This window comes from Pusillimonas sp. SM2304, from assembly GCF_031628915.1.
Classification (GTDB): domain Bacteria; phylum Pseudomonadota; class Gammaproteobacteria; order Burkholderiales; family Burkholderiaceae_B; genus Pusillimonas_C.
Genome location: NZ_JAVLUJ010000003.1, coordinates 565,947 through 582,432 on the forward strand (window position 1 = coordinate 565,947; position 16,486 = coordinate 582,432).

The following is a 16,486-nucleotide window of genomic DNA, read 5'->3' on the forward strand; positions in this document are numbered from 1 at the left end:
GGTCAGCGTGAAACGATGACCATGGCGCCATCGTCGCGCTTGATGATTTTCACCGGGGCGATGGCCGGCAAGGCAAGCAGCATGGCATCCAGGTCGTCAATGCTGAAGACGGCGTTGATGTTCAAGTTATCCAGACGGCGGTCGCCCAGTATCAGCGGATAATCCAGATAACGCGCCATTTCGGCAACCAGCTGTTTCATCGGCGCATTATCGAAAACAATCTTGCCGCGCCGCCATGCCGTCAGCGCCTTGACCTGTGCGGGCGGCAAAGAGGCCATGCCGCCATCCTCGTCGATGCGTACATTTTCACCCGCGCCCAGTCTTCTGCTTTTGCGCTTCCACCACGGCCCGGTATCGATCTGGACCGATCCGTGCTCGACCGCCACATCAAGCTGTCCGGGATCCCGGCGCACGTTGAAGCGGGTGCCCGTCACCGTGATACGGCTGGCCCCCGCATCGATCACAAACGGGAGCGCGGCGCTGTGCCGGACGGAAAAGGTGATTTCACCGCCCAACAGGGCCACTTCCCTGCGGTCCTCGTACAAACGCACCGTGGCGTCCGTCGCGGTATTCAGGTTCAGCACAGAGCCGTCCGGCAGCATGAGTTCACGCAGTTCTCCCGGCCGGGTCGCCAACGTCGTCACATACCCCGGTTCAGAGGCGCGCCACTGCGGCCCCAGGACAGCCGCAAGCAGGGCCGCGGCACAGACCGCTCCGGTTGCCCAGGCCAGATAACGGCGCCGGGCGCGCCGCAGCGCCCCGCGGGCATCCACCACGGCCTGCAAACGCTCGCGCGGCACGTCCAGCGCGGCATCCCAGAAATAGGCCGTATTGCGGTATTGCCGGTCATGCTCGGGGTCCGCGTCGCGCCATACCTCGAACGCCCGCCGCTCCGCATCGCTTGCATGGCCGGAATGCAGCCGCGCAAACCACCACGCGGCCTGTTCCTTCGCACCGGCGGACGCGGGCGGCTTACAGGCCTGGGGATCAATGCGGGGCATAGGCGTGCAATCGTTCGTTGATGTGCAGCAAGGCCCGCGCCATGTGTTTTTCGACCATGCTGCGCGACATGCCCATGTTCCGGGCGATTTCCGCATGCGTCCAGCCTTCAAGCCGGTGATGCACATAGACCTGCTGGCATTTGGCGGGCAGCTCGCTCAAGGCGTCCATGAGCGCATCGGCCAGGCGGTTTGCGCGCAAGGCCGACTCGGGGTCCCTGGCGTCGGCGGGCATGTCGGTCTCGGCAAGCTCATGCAAAGGCGTCGCCTGGCGGGCCTGCCGCCGCCGATGGATGTCGATCAGCCCGTTATGAGCGCTGCGCCGCAAATAGGCGCGGGGGTCCGAGATCGCAGCCGGATCGCTTTCGAGCATGGCCAAGGCCGCATCCTGCGCTGCATCTTCCGCGTTCTGGATCTGCCCGCTGCGGCCGGCCCACACGCCGATCAGCTCGCCGTAGTAGGCAAGCCATCCTTTGTGATAGAAAAGGCCGCGAGACATGTTGCGTAGTCGAACCGGGAAATGGACAACTTGCTATTATTGCAAACAATTCTCATTCTACCAAATGGCGCGCTACGCCTTGCCCCGCCCCGACGACACGGCTGACGGGTCTTTCCTGGCTGTATCGCGGCATGGCGATGCCCCGGGTGATCAGGCGACCGAGGACACAGGCTGCGCGCCGCGCAGCGCATCGTTCACGCTGCGCAGTTGCTGGCCCAGGTATTGGGCAATGGCGCGCATGCCGTACAGGCCGGCCGCCGCTTCCGCATCGCTGTTGTAGTTGGTATTGGTGTTGACATCGTAGGTATAGATTTCGCCCGTTTCATCGACAATGAACTCGATGCCCGCAATGCCTATGCCGTTTTCGGCGATGAACTGCTGGTAGCGCTGGATGATGGGGTTGTCGAAGCCGTCGATGATCTGGAAGCGCGGCGCCGGCGTGGCGGGCTCGGACTCGCCCACCGGGCAGAAGGCATCGCCAATCTGGCAGACGTCGGCGGGGCATAGCTCGAAGCCCAGCGAGGTATCGACGCGCACCGCATACAGGAAGCGCCCGCCCACGAACTCGACGCGCGTGATGTAGGGCTGCGGCGCGCGGATGTACTGCTGGATCAGGGTGATGCCGTCGATCGACGGCTCGAACGTATCGCCGTTGACGTAGTCCTCCAGCGCATCCACGCTGTGGAACAGTTGCACGCCCAGGCCCTTGCCCGCGCGATTATGCTTGGTAATGAACGAGCCCGTCATCTGGCGGGCCGCCTGGATAATGTGCGGCTTGCCCACGGCGGCAATCGTGCGCGGTGTCTTGACGCCATAGTTCGCCAGCGCGGCATACTGCGCCACTTTGCTGACTTCCAGTTGCAGGGCGCGGCTGTTGTTCACCACGCGGCGGCCATGCGACGCCAGCCAGGACAGCACCGCGGCGGTGTATTCGGGTGCATAGCGGTGGTCGCGCGTGTGCGACGACGCGCTCATGCGGTTGTAAAACACCCCGTCGGGCGGCGGCTCGGAAAGGTCCAGCTTGCCTTCATCCAGAAACCATTCTTCAAAAGGCAGGTTCAGTTCCTGGAAGGCGGCCTGCAAAGGCTCGACCCAGGCCGAATTTTCATGAATCACATAAATTTTGGACATATCCATCTTCTACAGCGCCGGCTCGGCAACAAACAGCCCGGGACGGCTTGCCCGCGTTATTCATCAGGATAGTGAAGATTCATGCCATTCAGAACGACAACATCATCATGTCGTTATTACCAGAAGTTATTAGTTGCCGGCAACCTGGGTGGTCGACAGCCAGCGCCGCGCGAGCTCGACCCAATAGCTGGCGCCGATGGGAATGAGCGCATCGTTGAAATCGTAACTGGCGTTGTGCAAGGTACAAGGCCCTTCGCCGTGCCCCGGCAGGCGGTGATCGCCCTGGCCGTTGCCTATCCATAGATAACAGCCGGGCCGCTCTTTCAGCATCAGGGCAAAGTCCTCGCCCGTCATGGCCGGCTGTACCGCGTCGTCGACATGGTCAGGGCCGACCAGGTCTTTCAGCACCTGAACGCTGAAGGCGGTTTCTTTCGGGTGGTTGATGGTGGGCGGATACTTCCGGTCGAAAGTCACCTCGGCCGCGCAGCCGAAGCCTTCGCTGATGCTGCCAGCCAGTTCGCGGACGCGCTGCTCGATGATGTCCAGCGTTTCTTCGGTGAACGTGCGCACCGTGCCGCGCAGTTCCGCCGTATCGGGGATGACATTGTCGGCGGAGCCGGCATGGATCTGGGTGATGCTCAAGACGGCGGGATCGTAGGGATTGCGGTTCCGTGTAATGACACTTTGCAGCGCCTGCGTCAGATGGGTGGCCGCCATGATGGGATCGACACCCATGTGCGGCATGGCGGCGTGGGCGCCCTTGCCCGAGATACGCACAGTGAAATAGTTGCTGGACGCCATGATGGGCCCCACGCACACGCCGAACCGGCCCACCGGCAGGCTGGGCCAATTGTGCATGCCGAATACTGCCTCCATGGGAAAGCGCGTGAACAGGCCGTCTTCGATCATGCGGCCGGCGCCCACGTGGCCCTCTTCGGCCGGCTGGAAAATCACATAGACCACGCCATCGAAATCACGGTACTGCGCCAGGTAGCGCGCCGCGGCCAGCAGCATGGCGGTGTGGCCGTCATGGCCGCAGGCGTGCATTCTTCCGGCGTGGGTGCTGGCGTGCTCGAACGTATTGCGTTCCTGCATGGGCAGGGCATCCATGTCGGCGCGCAGGCCTATGGTCCGCCCGTTATCGGACGCGCCGCGAATAATGCCTACGACGCCGGTCACGCCCAGCCCGCGGTGCACTTCGATGCCCCACGATTCAAGCTGCTGCGCCACGATGTCCGACGTCCGGTTTTCCTGATAGGCCAGTTCGGGATGCGCATGCAGATCGCGCCGGATCGCGGCCATTTCGCCCTGCCAGCCCAGTATCGGTTCAACAAGCTTCATAACAGTACACCCTGCCATGTTCGGATACGTACAGTGTACCGCCGACGGCAGGGTGTTCATCAAAGCCGGGGACTGGCCTAGTTTACATACCAGATTGTCTTGGTCTGCTGGTATTGTTCGAAGGCTTCCAGGCCATTGTCGCGGCCGCCGAAGCCCGAATGCTTGTAGCCGCCGAATGGCGTGGTGATGTCGCCTTCCGAAAAGCCATTGACCGACACCGTGCCCGCCCGGATGGCGCCCGCCACCCTTTGCGCACGCCTGACATCCAGCGTATAGACCGATGCCGCCAGGCCGTAGGCGCTGTCGTTGGCCAGCTTCACTGCCTGGGCTTCGGTTTCAAACGTCGTGACGGCCAGGATGGGGCCAAAGACTTCTTCACGGAACAGGCGCATGGCCGGCGCTACGCCATCGAAAATGGTGGGTTCTATATACCAGCCGCTACCCAGTTCCGCATGCACCCGGCCGCCATGATATAAAACGGCGCCTTCGGCCTTGGCATCGTCCAGAAAGCCCTTGACCTTGTCGAAGTGCACTTTCTCGACCAGCGGCCCGATCTGGACGCTTTCGTCGGTGGGCAGGCCCACTTTCCAGTTGTCCAGGCGCTGCTTGAGCTTGCCCAGCAAGGCATCCTTGATGCCGGACTGCACGATCAGGCGCGAGCCGCAACTGCAGTTTTCGCCCATGTTCCAGAAGGCGGCGGCCAGCAGGTGGTCGATGATGTCGTCCAGCGGCGCGTCGTCGAACACCACCTGGGGACTCTTGCCGCCGCATTCGAGCACGATTTCCTTCAGGTTGCTTTCGGCGGAGTATTTCAGGAACATGCGCCCCACTTCGGTGGAGCCGGTGAACGACACCATGTCGACATCGGGATGGCGGCCCAGCGGCTCGCCCACGGCTTCGCCCAGCCCGGTGACCAGCGTCAGCGCGCCCTCCGGGATGCCGGCCTGGTGCGCCAGCTGCGTCATGCGGTAAGCGCTCAGCGAGGTCAGCTCGGCAGGCTTGACGACCACCGAGTTGCCGGCGGCCAATGCCGGAGCGACCTTCCAGGCATACATCTGCGCAGGGAAATTCCAGGGCAGTACCGCGCCCACGACCCCGATGGGCTCTTTGACGATCATGCCCAGCGCGTCGGGGCCGGTGGGCGCGATCTTGCCGAAGCATTTGTCGATGGCCTCGGCGTACCAGGCAAAGGTGTCCAGCGTGGCGGGCATATCGGTGTTCAGGCATTCCGTGATCGGCTTGCCGGCATCGACGCAATCCAGCGCCGCCAGTTCTTCGGCGTGCTCGCGCATCAATGCGATCCAGTCATACATGGCCTGCTTGCGTTCGGCCGGCGAGCGCCGCGACCATTCGCCCGCCTCGAAGCAGGCGCGCGCCGCTTGTACGGCGGCATCGATATCGTTTGACGAGCCCTCGGCGATATAGCCGATGAGGCTGTTGTCGATCGGGGTCATGTTGTCCAGGCGCGCCTCCGTGCCGGCGTGCCCCGGAATCAAATGGCCCGCCCATAGCTTGCCCTGGCGCGCCTGGGCGAAAACGGCTTCCTTGTTCAATGGCATGGCTAATCCTTAACGGCGATACTGATTGAGCAGACGGGAAAAATCCTGCGCATCCGCGTCCGGCAATGGCAACAGGGGCTGGCGCACCGGCCCGGCATCGATGCCGTGGCGGCGGCAGCCCAGCTTTGCCTTCTGGTTGTAGTCGCCGGACTCCATGGCCTGGATCACCGGCAGCATGCCGCTCATCAGGGACTTCACTTCGTCCCAGTTGCCTTCCAGGGCGGCATTAATCATGGCCGCCTGTTCGCCGGGGAACACATTGGCGCCGCCGCTGATCCAGCTACGAACGCCCCAGAACAGGAAGTCGGCCGCCTGATCGTCGCAGCCGCAAATCACTTCGAAGCCGGGCAGGCCCGCTTTGATCAGCGCCAGGGCGCGGCTGAAGTTTCCGCTGCTTTCCTTGATGCCCACGATATTGGGAATCTTGCTGAGCTCGACGACGGCTTCAAAGCCGATTTCCACACCGACACGCGCCGGGAAGTTGTACATCACGATAGGCAGCTTGGTGGCCTGGGCCACCGTGCGGAAGTGCGCGACGATCTCGGCCTGGCCCGGCAGGCTGTAGGCGGGCGTGGCCAGCATCAGGCCGTCGTAGCCCAGCGCCTCGGCCTGATGCGCGCGCCCTATGGCCTCTTGGGTCGACAGGCCATTGACACCTGCAATGAGCGTGACCCGGCCCTTGACCGCATCCTTGACGCAAGCCAACACCTGCTGGCGCTCGTCTTCGTCCAAGGCATAGTATTCGCCCGTCGTACCGCAGGCCACAATCCCGCCGACGCCCTGCTCGATGAAGGATTCCACCAGTTTCGTCAACGCTTGAAGATCCACTTTGTTATCCGCATCGAACGGCGTAACGATAGGGACCAGCACACCTTGGGTTTTCATATTCATATTCCTTTGTATAGATCGCCTACAAAATAAAAAAGTCTGCGCTAAAGGGTCTGACGGCGAGTATCAGTGCAGACGGCCTATTCGATCACTTTGCGTGTAAAAGAAGCCAGGTAGTCCATCAAGGCGTCGGCGCCCTGCCTGGCCTGGTCGGGATCGCCGTCGGCGATCCCCTTGGCCAGTTGCATATGGCAGGCGGCGCCCCGCTCCAGGTCGCCTTCGTACTGGAAGGCGTACCAGAACCGGCGGCACTTGACGATCATGGGCACCACGGCCTGGACCGCGAAGGGGTTGCGGCAGGCATCGTGATTGACATGGTCCAGGGCCTGGTCGGCCCGCATATAGCCATTCAGGTCGCCCGCCGCCGCGGCTTCTATCATCTGGCCGGCGCAATGGACGATGGCTTGCCGCTGCGAGGGCGTGGCCCGCCGGGCCGAGCCCGCGGCAATCAGTTGTTCAAGCACCCGGCGCGTATCGATCAGGATCAGGTGCTCGGCCACATAGATATCACTGACGCGCAGCCCGCGGCGGGGCTGCTGCTCGATCAGCCCCGCGGCGACCAGGCGCATCAATGCCTCGCGGATGGGCGTGCGCCCCAATCCGGTCAGTTGCACCAGATCGTTCTCGACAATGGCCTGGCCCGGCTCGAGCTTCAGCGTGGCAATCAGGCTTTCGATGGCGTCGTAGGCCACTTCTGTTGCGCGAGCTTTGGGTTCGGTACGCTTGGTCATAACACCTCAGTCTGAAGATGGCCGGCGCCATGCGGCGCCGCCATCACGGCTATCTGAAACATCAGAATCCTACTATTTTCGTTGGCAGCCACGTAGCCAGCCAGGGGAACATCGCCACGCAGAACAATGTGACGAACTGGATCAGGATAAACGGAATCACCCCTTTGCAAATCTGTCCGTACTTCATGTCCGGCGGCGCTATCGATAGCAGATAGAAAATCGATGAAGCCATGGGCGGCGTCAAATAGCTGGTCTGGATGACAATGATCATCATGGTGCCGAACCAGATCGGGTCTATGCCCGCGCTGGTCAGGAAAGGCAGGAACAGCGGCACGCAAATCAGGACATTGGCCGTCCAGTCCAGGACGAATCCCAGCAGGAACACAATGAACAGGAAGAACACCATGGTGCCCACCACGCCCAGGCCCATGTCCGAGGTCATGGCCTGAATCAGCCGGGAACCGCCATTGGCCGCAAAGATGCCGGTGAACATGATACCGCCGGCCACAATCAGCAAAATCATGGCGGAAATACGCACGGTGATCGCCAGGGATTCACGCATCATCGGGATGCTGAACTGCCCATAGCAAATGCACAGTATCAACGCGCCCGCGGCGCCGACCGCCGCCGCCTCGGTGGGCGAGGCAATCCCCGCCATCAAGGAGCCCAGGACCGCAAAGATCAGCAGCATGGTCGGCAACAGCCCGCTGGCGGTAATCTTGAGCTTGTCGGCAATCGGCAGCCGCATGTCGTCGTCATCGGCGGGCGGCCCCATCTCGGGGCGCAAGATGCACACGCCGATGATGTAGACGATGAAAAGCGCCACCATGATCAGGCCGGGAAACAGCATGGCGGCAAACAGCTCGCCCACCGATATTTGCGCCAGCGAGGCGTACACCACGGCAACGACCGAAGGCGGAATCATGGTGCCCAGCGAACCGCCCGCGCAAATGGTGCCTGCGATCAGGGAATTGTTGTAGCGGAACCGCTGCATGGCGGGAATGGCCATCAGGCCGACCATGACCTCTACCGCGCCGACCACGCCGGCCGCGGCGGCAAACGTGGCCCCCATGGCGATGGTGGCTACCGCCAGGCCGCCAGGCAAACGCCCCAGCCATAGCTGCATGGTGCGGAACAGCCGGGCGGCGATGCCCGAACGCTCCAGAATCGCCCCCATCAGCACAAACATGGGAATGGCCGACAGAATGTAGTTGGTGGCGGCGGTATACAGACCGCCATACAGTTGTTCAAAAACGTGGGGGCCGAAGGCGTAGATCCCCGCCGCGACGGCCGGAATGATCAACGAAAAGGAAATGGGCACACCCAGGAAAATCAGCACGAACAGTGCTGGAAACATCATGGCGGCGACGAAGGCACTCATGCGTGAACCTCTTTGGACGGGCTGCGTTGCCCCAAGAACGCGCGCAGGCCCTCGACCGCCAACTGGAGGGTCAGCGCAGTCAGGCCAATGGCAATGGTCAAATAGAACGGCCACATCAGGGGAGCCCAGGGGCTAACCATTTCGACCTCGCCCGTTTGCCAGGCCTTGAACGTACGGCCGATGGCGATGTATGACAGCACCGCGAAAAATGGCGCCAGCACCATCAAATAGGTAATGCCTTCGACAACACCGGCCACGCGCGGGGACATCCTGTTGCGCAGGATGTCGATGCGAATGTGCGCATCTTCTTTAAGCGCCCACGACACCCCCAGCAGGAACAGCGCCCCGCTGCACATATAAGCAATATCGAAAGCCCAATCGGTTGGCGCATCGAACAGGTAGCGCGCAGCCACTTCGTACACCATGGCCACAATCAAGACCACCACAGAGACATCGGCAAGCCGGGAAGCGACCCACGATATGCCATCTACTATTCTGAAAAGTCGAACCAACATTGGGTCGCTCCCATGATTGAGGCCGCTGCATCAAGACGCGGCCTCTGTTCTTTTTACGTTGTGAAGAACGGCCCGCTTCAATCGCGGATCAGGTAACCGCTCTCGGCTTTCCAGCGGGTGTGGTAGGCGTCGTAATCGCTCAGGACGTCCGCCATCGTGCTGTCGCCTTTGGCCTTCTGGGCCTCTGCCGTCTTGTGCGCCCAGTCGCTGCCGGCCTTGGACAGTTCGGCAATGAATTCGGGGCTCAAGGTAATGATTTCATTGCGCCCCTTGCGATACTGCTCCATCGCCTTCATGTCGGCATCGTAGAAAAAGTTCAGGCTTTCATGCGTGGTCAGCGCGGCGGCCGCTTCGATCAGGGGCTTCAGGTCGTCGGGCAGTTTGTCCCAGGTGGCCTGCTTGGTGACCACTTCCCACATGAAGGTGGGCTGATGCACACCCGGCACGACGATGTACTTGGCAGCCTGGTGGAAACCTTCAGGCATATTGGCCGATGGCGGCGCCCACTCGACCGCGTCCACGCCTTTTCTTTGCAGCAGCGTATAGGTCTCGCCGGCGGGGACAACCGTGGGGACAGCGCCGAAATAGTCCCGCATGACTTCCGCCCATGCGCCCGAGGTACGGTACTTCAGCCCCTTCAGATCCTCGGCGCTGCGGATGGGCTTGTTGGCATGCGCCATGATTTCAGACGAGCCGATGCCGACGATCATGGTCTTCAGGCCCTGCTTGGCGCGCAGTTCTTCCAGCAGCTTCTTGCCGCCGCCCTCGTACAGCCACGCTTTATAGGCATCGGGCCCCATCCCGCCGGGGAAGCCGGCGAAAATGGCATTGACCGGATTCTGGTTGACCAGGTAGCTGGACGTGGAATGCCCTGCTTCCACCACGCCATTCTCGACCGCTTCGAACACCTTCAGCGCGGGCACGATGACACCGGCGCCGAACGGCTGGATCTCGACACGTCCGGCTGTCAGTGTCTTGGTGTGCTCGGCAAATCTTTCCAGGAAATTCTTGTAGAACGGCGAACCTTCAGGCACCGAAGTGGGTACGCGCCAAGTGACTTCAGCTGCGATGGCAGGAGCCATTGCGCAGGCCAGCGCCGCTGCCGCCGCAATAGTACGAATCGTGGTTTTCATATGTCCCTCGTTGATTTGTTGATGCAGTGAACCGATCACCCGGCACAACCACCGGACACGCTATCGTCAAATTTCCCTGATACTCGATCGGTAACGGCGCTCATCACCGTGGGAAGAAGTCTAATATGCTGTAAATATATTAACAACATATTTATCTAGGGGATTGCCCTAAGCCTTTGCGCCAATGGCTGCTTTTTTTATGCGGGAAAGGGGTAAAAAGGGCCTGCCGGACCTTGCCGGCGGCACGGAGTTTCGCCAGGAAGCGCGTTGCGAAGCGGGCTGCCCGTCGAACAGCCCGGGCGGGCTATTCGTCCAGCAAGCCTCGGTCTTCCAGCAACTGCAGGCAGTCAGGACCTTCGTCCTCGTCGCTGTCGAAGATATCGACGCCATCGAGCATGTAAGCGCGCAACAGCGCATCGATGGCGCCCGCGTCGTTCAGGCGCAGCAGCGTCTTGCCCAGCATATAGTGGATGAATGGATTGCCCTGCCCGTCCGGGCAGTTCAAGGCGGTGAACAAGGCATCTTTGGCCATGCCGTAGTCGCCCGATTGATAGTAGGCGTCGCCCAGGGAAGCGTGCAGCCAGGTGGCCGCTTCCCAGTCCGCCTGGGGCTCGGGCAGCAGCGCCAGCGCCTGGCGCCACTTTTCGATGGCGCCGGCAAAATCCCCGCCATCGCTGCACGTGTTGCCCGCTTCGGACAGGCTTTCGATCTGGTCGTATAGGTCGTCAGGCAGCTCCATGCTTTTCCTTTTGTGCTTTGGCGCTATCCAGGTAGAAAGCCAGGTACTCGGGCTTTTCGCCCTGAAAGGGACGTGTCTTGTAAGCCTTGAACAGACCATCGAACAGATCAAAAGCCTGGTCCAGTTCGCCGGCTTCGTAATGGACGGTGGCGGCAATGAACTCGACATACGAATCAGGCTCGGGTCCGTAGGCTTCGCGGGCCAGCGGCAGCCATTCCTTGGCTTTCTGGGGCTGGCCGATGTCGCGGTAGAACGTGACCAGGTCGGCGGTCATGGATTGCGCATGGTCGTACGACAGCTTGGGGTCTGGAATGCAGTTCCAGCATGCCAGCACATACTTTTCGGCGGTGGCGAAATCGCCCGCCTCTTCGGCCTTGCGGCTTAATGCGCCATACTCGTAGAGCTTTGTTTCCGCCTCGGGCGGCAAGGGTAAAACGTCTGTCATGCGATTCTCCGGGCCACTTAGAATAGAGGCGGTAGATAGGTTTCTTTGAGTTTAGCGCCTGCGGAACGGTTCAAGCGAAAATGATCCAGTATGTAGTTGTCGGGGTCGCGCATCCAGCGCCTGACCTCGGGCGACTTGGGTCCGTAGCGGCGCCCGACCTTGTTCCACCACGACACAGCGTCTTTGGGGAAGTGAGCCATGTCCGCCTCTTTGAGCGGATACCATTTTCCATTCGACGCCTGGAATTCCGTGTCGCCCCGACGGTTCTCGCGCAGCTTGCCATCCTTGCGCATGCGGTCCTGCACTGCGCGTCCGGTCTTTGATTTCTTGCCGGGCGTCCTGCCCAGGAAGCGCTCGCGCAGGCTCTGCTTGCGCGGCTTGGCCGTCTTGGCCTGCTTGCCGCCTTTGGCTGCCTTGCCCGCGCCGCCCCCTTTGCCGCTGCCACCGCGTCCGCCGCCGCCCCCGCCGCCTTTGCCCCGCCCGGCGCCGCCCTTGCCGCCGCCCGCGCCCAGCAGCACCACTTTGATCTGGCTGGGCACGACACGCATGCCCAGGGCATTGCAGCGATTCTGCACCGCCAGGCTGGTCAGGCGCGTGGCCGGTATGCATTTGAACAGCACATTGGGCACACAGGTAATGTGGCGGGACGGCCCCATGACCGAGGGGGAAATCAGCCCCAGCGCCAGCCCGGCATTGTCTCCATTGGTCATGGGAATGGTGGTCAGCAGGTTGTGCGCCGGCATCCCCATCAGCAGAATATTCCAGGCGTTCGGGATGCCCATGGGCCCCACGGCCAGGTTGGGATACGGGATGGGCAACAGAGCCGGCGGTGTCTTGCAGATATCCGGAAAGGCCAGATCCAGCCCCATCAACTGACAATTTGCAAACATGCGAATGGCTTCCTTTTACTGTCCAGCCCGCAGCGCCCTGGGACGCCCGGCGGACCACTGCTCGGCTTCGAACAAATGAGGGTCTTTTTCCAGCAGGCCGGTCCGGTCGCCCCAGCGGGTATCGGCCGTCAGCGCGCGATGAAACTGTGTGCGCATGAAGCGGCTGCCGCGAAAATCGGCCCGCGACACATCCGCATAGGAGAAATCCGCATACTCCAGTTCCGCATTCTTGAACGCGCTGCGGTCGCAGCGTGCGCGATGCAGAATGCCCTGCGTCAGGTCGGCGCCGCTGAAGTCGGCAAAATCCAGGCAAGCATCGGCCCACAGGCTTTGGGTGAATTGCCCGCCCTGGCACTGGGCGCCCTGCAAATCGGCCTGTACGAACATGGCGCGGCGCGCCTGCGCGTTGGCCAGCATTGCGCCGCGCATGAACGCCCCCTTGAAGTTGCTTTGCTCCAGGACGGCATCCCGAAGATCGCAGCCCTCGAGCCAGCATTCGGTCAGCTGGCAGCGCAGCAGCGTACGGCCGCGCAAATCGTGGCCCGACAAGTCGGACTCGACGCAGACCACGCCGTCCCAATGCGCATCGCTCAATCGCACTTGCGTTAAATCGCCGCGCACATACAGCGCATGCGCTTGCCGGGCCCGGCGCATGTCGGCCTTGCCCCAGGCGCATTCAATAAACGTCGTGTGCTTCAGTTCGGTATCCGCCAGGCAGGCATCCGTCATGTCCGTCTTGATGAAGTTGACCGAGACCAGGGTCGCGCCTGTCAGGTCCAGTTGGCCGGCCTGGCTGTCGGACCAGGTCATTTCCTGGATATGCGCCACGCGCATCCGGGCGCGGCTGGCGTCGCAGCGGTGGAACACGCACTGATCCAGCTGCGCGCCGTCCCATACCGTGTCTTGCAACTGGCACTGCGTGAATCGGCTGTCGCGCAGGTCCAGGCCGCTCAGGTTCACGCCGCGCAAGTCGCAACGCATGAAGACGGCGCCGGCATAATCGCCGGGCGCCAGGCCAAGCTGGCGCAGGTCCAGTTCTACCAGCGGGTCGCCGCCCTTGATGCGCGCTCGCAACGTGTCAGGCGTCATGCGCGGCTCCCGGACGGCGGCGCCTTGGGCAGGGTTTTCGCCAGCTTGATGTAGGCGCCCTCCGTACGGGTGCTGGACTCCAGCAGGGCTTGCGAGATATCGGCGCGGAACAGGTTGGCGCCGCGCAGGTCGGCAAAGCGGAAATCGCTTTTTTGCATCAGCGCGTCGATCAGGTCGGACTCCTGGAAGTCGGCGCCGGTCAAATCGGCTTCCATGAACAAAGAGTCGCGCACATCGGATCGCACAAAGCTCGCATCCCGCAGGCTGGCTTCAGACAAATCGCAGTTCTTCAGGCGCGCCCCGTCGAAATTGGCCCCTTCCAGATCCAGGCTGCGCAAGCAGCATTCGTCCAGCAAGGCGTCGGTGAAGACCGCGCCGGTCAAGTCGGTCTGCACCGCGCAGCAGGTTTTCAAGCGGCTTTGCGCATAGCGCGGCGCGCTCAGGAACACACTTTGCACCCAGGCGCAGGCGGTCAGGCTGGCGCCGCTATAGTCCATGCCCTCCAGCCCGCAGTCGACCCAGACCACGCGATTCAGGCTGGCCTGGGGAAACTCAAGGCGATCAAACCGTGCTTGCTGCCAGAAGGTCACGGTATCGAGCCGGGCCTGCTCGAAACGGCATGCGTCGAACTCAACGCCCGCCGGCACGCAATCTTTGAAAAGCGCCCCGGTGAAGCGGGATTGCGTGAATATGGCACGATCCAGGATGGTTTGATCAAAACGCGCCCCGTCGAAGACGCTGGCCTGCACCCAGGCTTCGCCCAGGTTGGCCTCTTGCAGGATCGCGCCGCTCAAATCCGCTTCATGCAGGTGCGCGCGCGCCAGCACCGCCCGGGTCAGATCGGCGCCCGCCAGCTTCACGCCGCTCAGGTCGGCCCGCTCCATCCATGTGCCGTGGCAGCGGGCGTGCGACAGATCCAGGCCCGACAGGTCGACCCCGGTCAGGTCAAGGCCGGACAGGTCGCGGCTGCCCTGCATCAGGCTTTGCACCCGGCGCCGCATGCGCACGCTGCGCCCGCCCGGCGCAGGCTCGGCAGGCGCCTGATGATGCGCCGCATACAGGTAAAGCCGGCCCAGTTGGGCCTGGGCGTCATCCTGCATGGCCTGGACCTGCGCGGCGCTCATGCCGCCGTCGGCGCCGCCGCGCGCTTCGGCGTCGCGGGCCAGCGAACGTATCCGGATCATCCCTTCATCGCCCTTGAGACTGGGCGGACCGCCGGGCGGCGGTTCGGGCGTCTTGCCGTCGCTGGCCGCCATGGCGGCGCCGGCCTGAGGCGAGTCCTTGAAGGCCTGCTCCATCCTGGCCTTCGCATCGCGGCGTTTGCGCAGCATGTCGGCTTTCATCCGGCGGACCTTGCGCCGCATGGTGCGCGCATAATCGGGCAGCTCATCCAAAGACGCCAGCGTCGCCGGGGCATCGTCATCCATCGCGTAGTCGGCCGGGTCCTGGCCCGCCGCCTGCGCCCGGGCCAGCATATCTTCTTTCAATGCGGTCGCGCGCCGGCGCTGATTGATCATCTGCGGCCGGTCCATCACGCCGCTGCCGGCTGCCTGCAGATCACTGCCGCGCAGCATCTGCGCGGGCAGCAGATCCAGGTCGCGCAAGGCATACAGCGCGCCGGTATCGCGCGGCAGGCGCTGCGCCAGCACCTTACCGTAGTGGTCCACGCCGCGCGCCGGCCCCATGGCCGGCTCAAGCGCCGGCATGATGACCGACACATCGGACGCATCGTCGGCCGTCACCGGCGCCGTGCCGTGAAACATCAACAGCGCCCGCTCCTGGTCAGGGAAGAACCAGGCCGTGGTGTGCCGCATGCTGATTTCTTCCAGCGCCTCGCCGCCATGGCGCTGGAAGAAACAGCGCGCGCGCAAGGCTGGCAACTGGCCTTGCAGGCAAGCATGCCGGGGGTGCATATTCCAGATTTCGTACTCCGCCGCGAGCGCCAGTTCCGGCTGATTCACAAACCACTGGTCCGCCGATGCGTTATTGAAGAAGTGCGGATCCAGGGTATCGGGCAAGCCCGGAAAGCCGTCATTCAGCCACGCTTCGTCGTAGCCGCCCGAACGCTTGAAGCGGCGGGGCCGGACCGGCGACACCGGCCCGAACGAGACCGGCGCCCCCGTCTGCCCTTCGCGGGTCAGGCGTTGCGCCAGCGCCTCGACGTTCGGCAACCGCCAGACGCCGTCCGGATCGCGCGCAGCCCCCATGCCGCATTCATTTTCAGCCACACCCTGCCCGCCAAAAGTGTGGCGCCAGTTCACCGGCACGCCCTGCACGGGACCCGCTTTGCTGGCCCCGCCTTGCACCCAGTGCCTTTCCCCGTGCACGATCAGGCTTTTCTCGAGCTGGTCCACGCGCACCCTTACGGCAGCGCGCCCCGGTTCGGCGGCATCGTGCGACCAGGCCTTGCCCGACACCAGGAACTCGGCGCAAGGCTTGGGCACGCCCAGGTCCAGCACCTCGTCCTCGTCCAGCGCCTGGCCGGCGATCTTCCACAGATCGGCCTCCATCACCAGGGCGGCGTCCGGGTCGAGCGTGGCCATGGCCAGCACGGCCACGCCAAGCTGATATTGCCCACGGTACTGGTACGGACGGCTCAAAATACCCAGTCTTAATGGCTTGATGATGCGCATGACGTGAAATTCTGCCCCGGCTTATTGGAGCTGGACAGGCGTCTTGCGCCGGTCGATGGCGACCTTGGACGGCGCCAGCGGGTCGTACAGCACATGCACCGTGCTGCCCGTGGCAAAGCGATGCAGCATGACATCCTCCACCCATACGACCACCGGGACCGTGCGGGTACGGCCATCGGACTCGCGCAGCAATAGCTCCAGGTCCAGCTTGGTCTCGCGCAGGGTGGTGCTCTCGCTTGTATTCAGGCGGCGCATATGCACGACCCGGCCCGTGGCATGGCCCGCGTGGCTGCTGCGGCTCAGCCTGTCGGCCAGCTTGGCTTCGCGGCTGGGCAGGAAAGCGGCGGACAACAGCACGAATATCAGCACCGAGAAAGCCAGCAGAATCCACAGCCACGCCGGATGCGAGTTCTCTTTGATCAGCGTCTGTATCATGATGCCGCCGAACAGGACGGCAAAGGCCGCCGCCCCCAGTATGACCGCCAGATCACTTGGCATGGACGACCCGGATTTC

16 protein-coding genes are annotated in these 16,486 nt (G+C 62.9%); all 16 read right to left on the bottom strand.

The features are described from left to right. Positions 1–2: 2 nt before the first annotated feature. On the bottom strand, positions 3–1,001 hold the full coding sequence (locus tag RE432_RS17470) for a FecR domain-containing protein (protein ID WP_310934827.1): 999 nt from the start codon (positions 999–1,001) through the stop codon (positions 3–5). Further along, on the bottom strand, positions 988–1,497 hold the full coding sequence (locus RE432_RS17475; protein WP_310934829.1) for a sigma-70 family RNA polymerase sigma factor: 510 nt from the start codon (positions 1,495–1,497) through the stop codon (positions 988–990). Before RE432_RS17475 ends, RE432_RS17470 begins: the two co-directional genes overlap by 14 nt. 150 nt (positions 1,498–1,647) lie before the next feature. Further along, positions 1,648–2,628, bottom strand: coding sequence for an alpha-L-glutamate ligase (locus RE432_RS17480; RefSeq protein ID WP_310934830.1), 981 nt, complete (start codon positions 2,626–2,628; stop codon positions 1,648–1,650). 129 nt (positions 2,629–2,757) lie between these two features. Next, complete coding sequence (locus RE432_RS17485; protein ID WP_310934831.1) at positions 2,758–3,969, bottom strand: M20 aminoacylase family protein; 1,212 nt, start codon at positions 3,967–3,969, stop codon at positions 2,758–2,760. A 77-nt stretch (positions 3,970–4,046) separates the two neighbouring features. Continuing rightward, entirely contained in the window at positions 4,047–5,528 is a 1,482-nt protein-coding gene (locus RE432_RS17490; RefSeq protein ID WP_310934833.1) for an aldehyde dehydrogenase, read from the bottom strand. A 9-nt stretch (positions 5,529–5,537) separates the two neighbouring features. Further along, positions 5,538–6,413: a 4-hydroxy-tetrahydrodipicolinate synthase gene (gene dapA, locus RE432_RS17495; protein ID WP_310934835.1), complete on the bottom strand. Its 876-nt coding sequence runs from the start codon at positions 6,411–6,413 to the stop codon at positions 5,538–5,540. Between the two features lie 83 nt (positions 6,414–6,496). Further along, complete coding sequence (locus RE432_RS17500) at positions 6,497–7,147, bottom strand: GntR family transcriptional regulator (protein ID WP_310934837.1); 651 nt, start codon at positions 7,145–7,147, stop codon at positions 6,497–6,499. 61 nt (positions 7,148–7,208) lie between these two features. Then, complete coding sequence (locus RE432_RS17505) at positions 7,209–8,528, bottom strand: TRAP transporter large permease subunit (protein ID WP_310934838.1); 1,320 nt, start codon at positions 8,526–8,528, stop codon at positions 7,209–7,211. Beyond that, complete coding sequence (locus RE432_RS17510; RefSeq protein ID WP_310934839.1) at positions 8,525–9,043, bottom strand: TRAP transporter small permease subunit; 519 nt, start codon at positions 9,041–9,043, stop codon at positions 8,525–8,527. Before RE432_RS17510 ends, RE432_RS17505 begins: the two co-directional genes overlap by 4 nt. Before the next feature lie 77 nt (positions 9,044–9,120). Next, a complete protein-coding gene (gene dctP / locus RE432_RS17515) occupies positions 9,121–10,176 on the bottom strand; it encodes a TRAP transporter substrate-binding protein DctP (RefSeq protein WP_310934840.1) in 1,056 nt (351 codons plus the stop codon). Positions 10,177–10,480: 304 nt separating this feature from the next. Continuing rightward, the gene (locus tag RE432_RS17520; RefSeq protein ID WP_310934841.1) at positions 10,481–10,915 is read right to left on the bottom strand and encodes a hypothetical protein; all 435 of its coding nucleotides are present in this window, start codon (positions 10,913–10,915) and stop codon (positions 10,481–10,483) included. Next, a complete protein-coding gene (locus RE432_RS17525; protein ID WP_310934842.1) occupies positions 10,902–11,360 on the bottom strand; it encodes a hypothetical protein in 459 nt (152 codons plus the stop codon). Before RE432_RS17525 ends, RE432_RS17520 begins: the two co-directional genes overlap by 14 nt. Positions 11,361–11,377: 17 nt before the next feature. Further along, positions 11,378–12,250: a PAAR-like domain-containing protein gene (locus RE432_RS17530; RefSeq protein ID WP_310934843.1), complete on the bottom strand. Its 873-nt coding sequence runs from the start codon at positions 12,248–12,250 to the stop codon at positions 11,378–11,380. Between the two features lie 15 nt (positions 12,251–12,265). Beyond that, positions 12,266–13,339: a pentapeptide repeat-containing protein gene (locus RE432_RS17535; RefSeq protein ID WP_310934845.1), complete on the bottom strand. Its 1,074-nt coding sequence runs from the start codon at positions 13,337–13,339 to the stop codon at positions 12,266–12,268. Further along, the gene (locus RE432_RS17540) at positions 13,336–15,972 is read right to left on the bottom strand and encodes a DUF2169 domain-containing protein (protein ID WP_310934846.1); all 2,637 of its coding nucleotides are present in this window, start codon (positions 15,970–15,972) and stop codon (positions 13,336–13,338) included. Before RE432_RS17540 ends, RE432_RS17535 begins: the two co-directional genes overlap by 4 nt. A 21-nt stretch (positions 15,973–15,993) precedes the next feature. Continuing rightward, positions 15,994–16,470, bottom strand: a complete 477-nt coding sequence (locus tag RE432_RS17545) for a DUF3592 domain-containing protein (protein ID WP_310934847.1) — start codon at positions 16,468–16,470, stop codon at positions 15,994–15,996. Between the last annotated feature and the right edge of the window lie 16 nt (positions 16,471–16,486).

What these genes read in the sequence shown, in the direction of transcription:
- RE432_RS17470 (WP_310934827.1), bottom strand. Translation starts at nt 1,001, where the DNA reads ATGCCCCGCATTGATCCCCAGGCCTGTAAGCCGCCCGCGTCCGCCGGT.
- RE432_RS17475 (WP_310934829.1), bottom strand. Translation starts at nt 1,497, where the DNA reads ATGTCTCGCGGCCTTTTCTATCACAAAGGATGGCTTGCCTACTACGGC.
- RE432_RS17480 (WP_310934830.1), bottom strand. Translation starts at nt 2,628, where the DNA reads ATGTCCAAAATTTATGTGATTCATGAAAATTCGGCCTGGGTCGAGCCT.
- RE432_RS17485 (WP_310934831.1), bottom strand. Translation starts at nt 3,969, where the DNA reads ATGAAGCTTGTTGAACCGATACTGGGCTGGCAGGGCGAAATGGCCGCG.
- RE432_RS17490 (WP_310934833.1), bottom strand. Translation starts at nt 5,528, where the DNA reads ATGCCATTGAACAAGGAAGCCGTTTTCGCCCAGGCGCGCCAGGGCAAG.
- dapA (WP_310934835.1), bottom strand. Translation starts at nt 6,413, where the DNA reads ATGAAAACCCAAGGTGTGCTGGTCCCTATCGTTACGCCGTTCGATGCG.
- RE432_RS17500 (WP_310934837.1), bottom strand. Translation starts at nt 7,147, where the DNA reads ATGACCAAGCGTACCGAACCCAAAGCTCGCGCAACAGAAGTGGCCTAC.
- RE432_RS17505 (WP_310934838.1), bottom strand. Translation starts at nt 8,528, where the DNA reads ATGAGTGCCTTCGTCGCCGCCATGATGTTTCCAGCACTGTTCGTGCTG.
- RE432_RS17510 (WP_310934839.1), bottom strand. Translation starts at nt 9,043, where the DNA reads ATGTTGGTTCGACTTTTCAGAATAGTAGATGGCATATCGTGGGTCGCT.
- dctP (WP_310934840.1), bottom strand. Translation starts at nt 10,176, where the DNA reads ATGAAAACCACGATTCGTACTATTGCGGCGGCAGCGGCGCTGGCCTGC.
- RE432_RS17520 (WP_310934841.1), bottom strand. Translation starts at nt 10,915, where the DNA reads ATGGAGCTGCCTGACGACCTATACGACCAGATCGAAAGCCTGTCCGAA.
- RE432_RS17525 (WP_310934842.1), bottom strand. Translation starts at nt 11,360, where the DNA reads ATGACAGACGTTTTACCCTTGCCGCCCGAGGCGGAAACAAAGCTCTAC.
- RE432_RS17530 (WP_310934843.1), bottom strand. Translation starts at nt 12,250, where the DNA reads ATGTTTGCAAATTGTCAGTTGATGGGGCTGGATCTGGCCTTTCCGGAT.
- RE432_RS17535 (WP_310934845.1), bottom strand. Translation starts at nt 13,339, where the DNA reads ATGACGCCTGACACGTTGCGAGCGCGCATCAAGGGCGGCGACCCGCTG.
- RE432_RS17540 (WP_310934846.1), bottom strand. Translation starts at nt 15,972, where the DNA reads ATGCGCATCATCAAGCCATTAAGACTGGGTATTTTGAGCCGTCCGTAC.
- RE432_RS17545 (WP_310934847.1), bottom strand. Translation starts at nt 16,470, where the DNA reads ATGCCAAGTGATCTGGCGGTCATACTGGGGGCGGCGGCCTTTGCCGTC.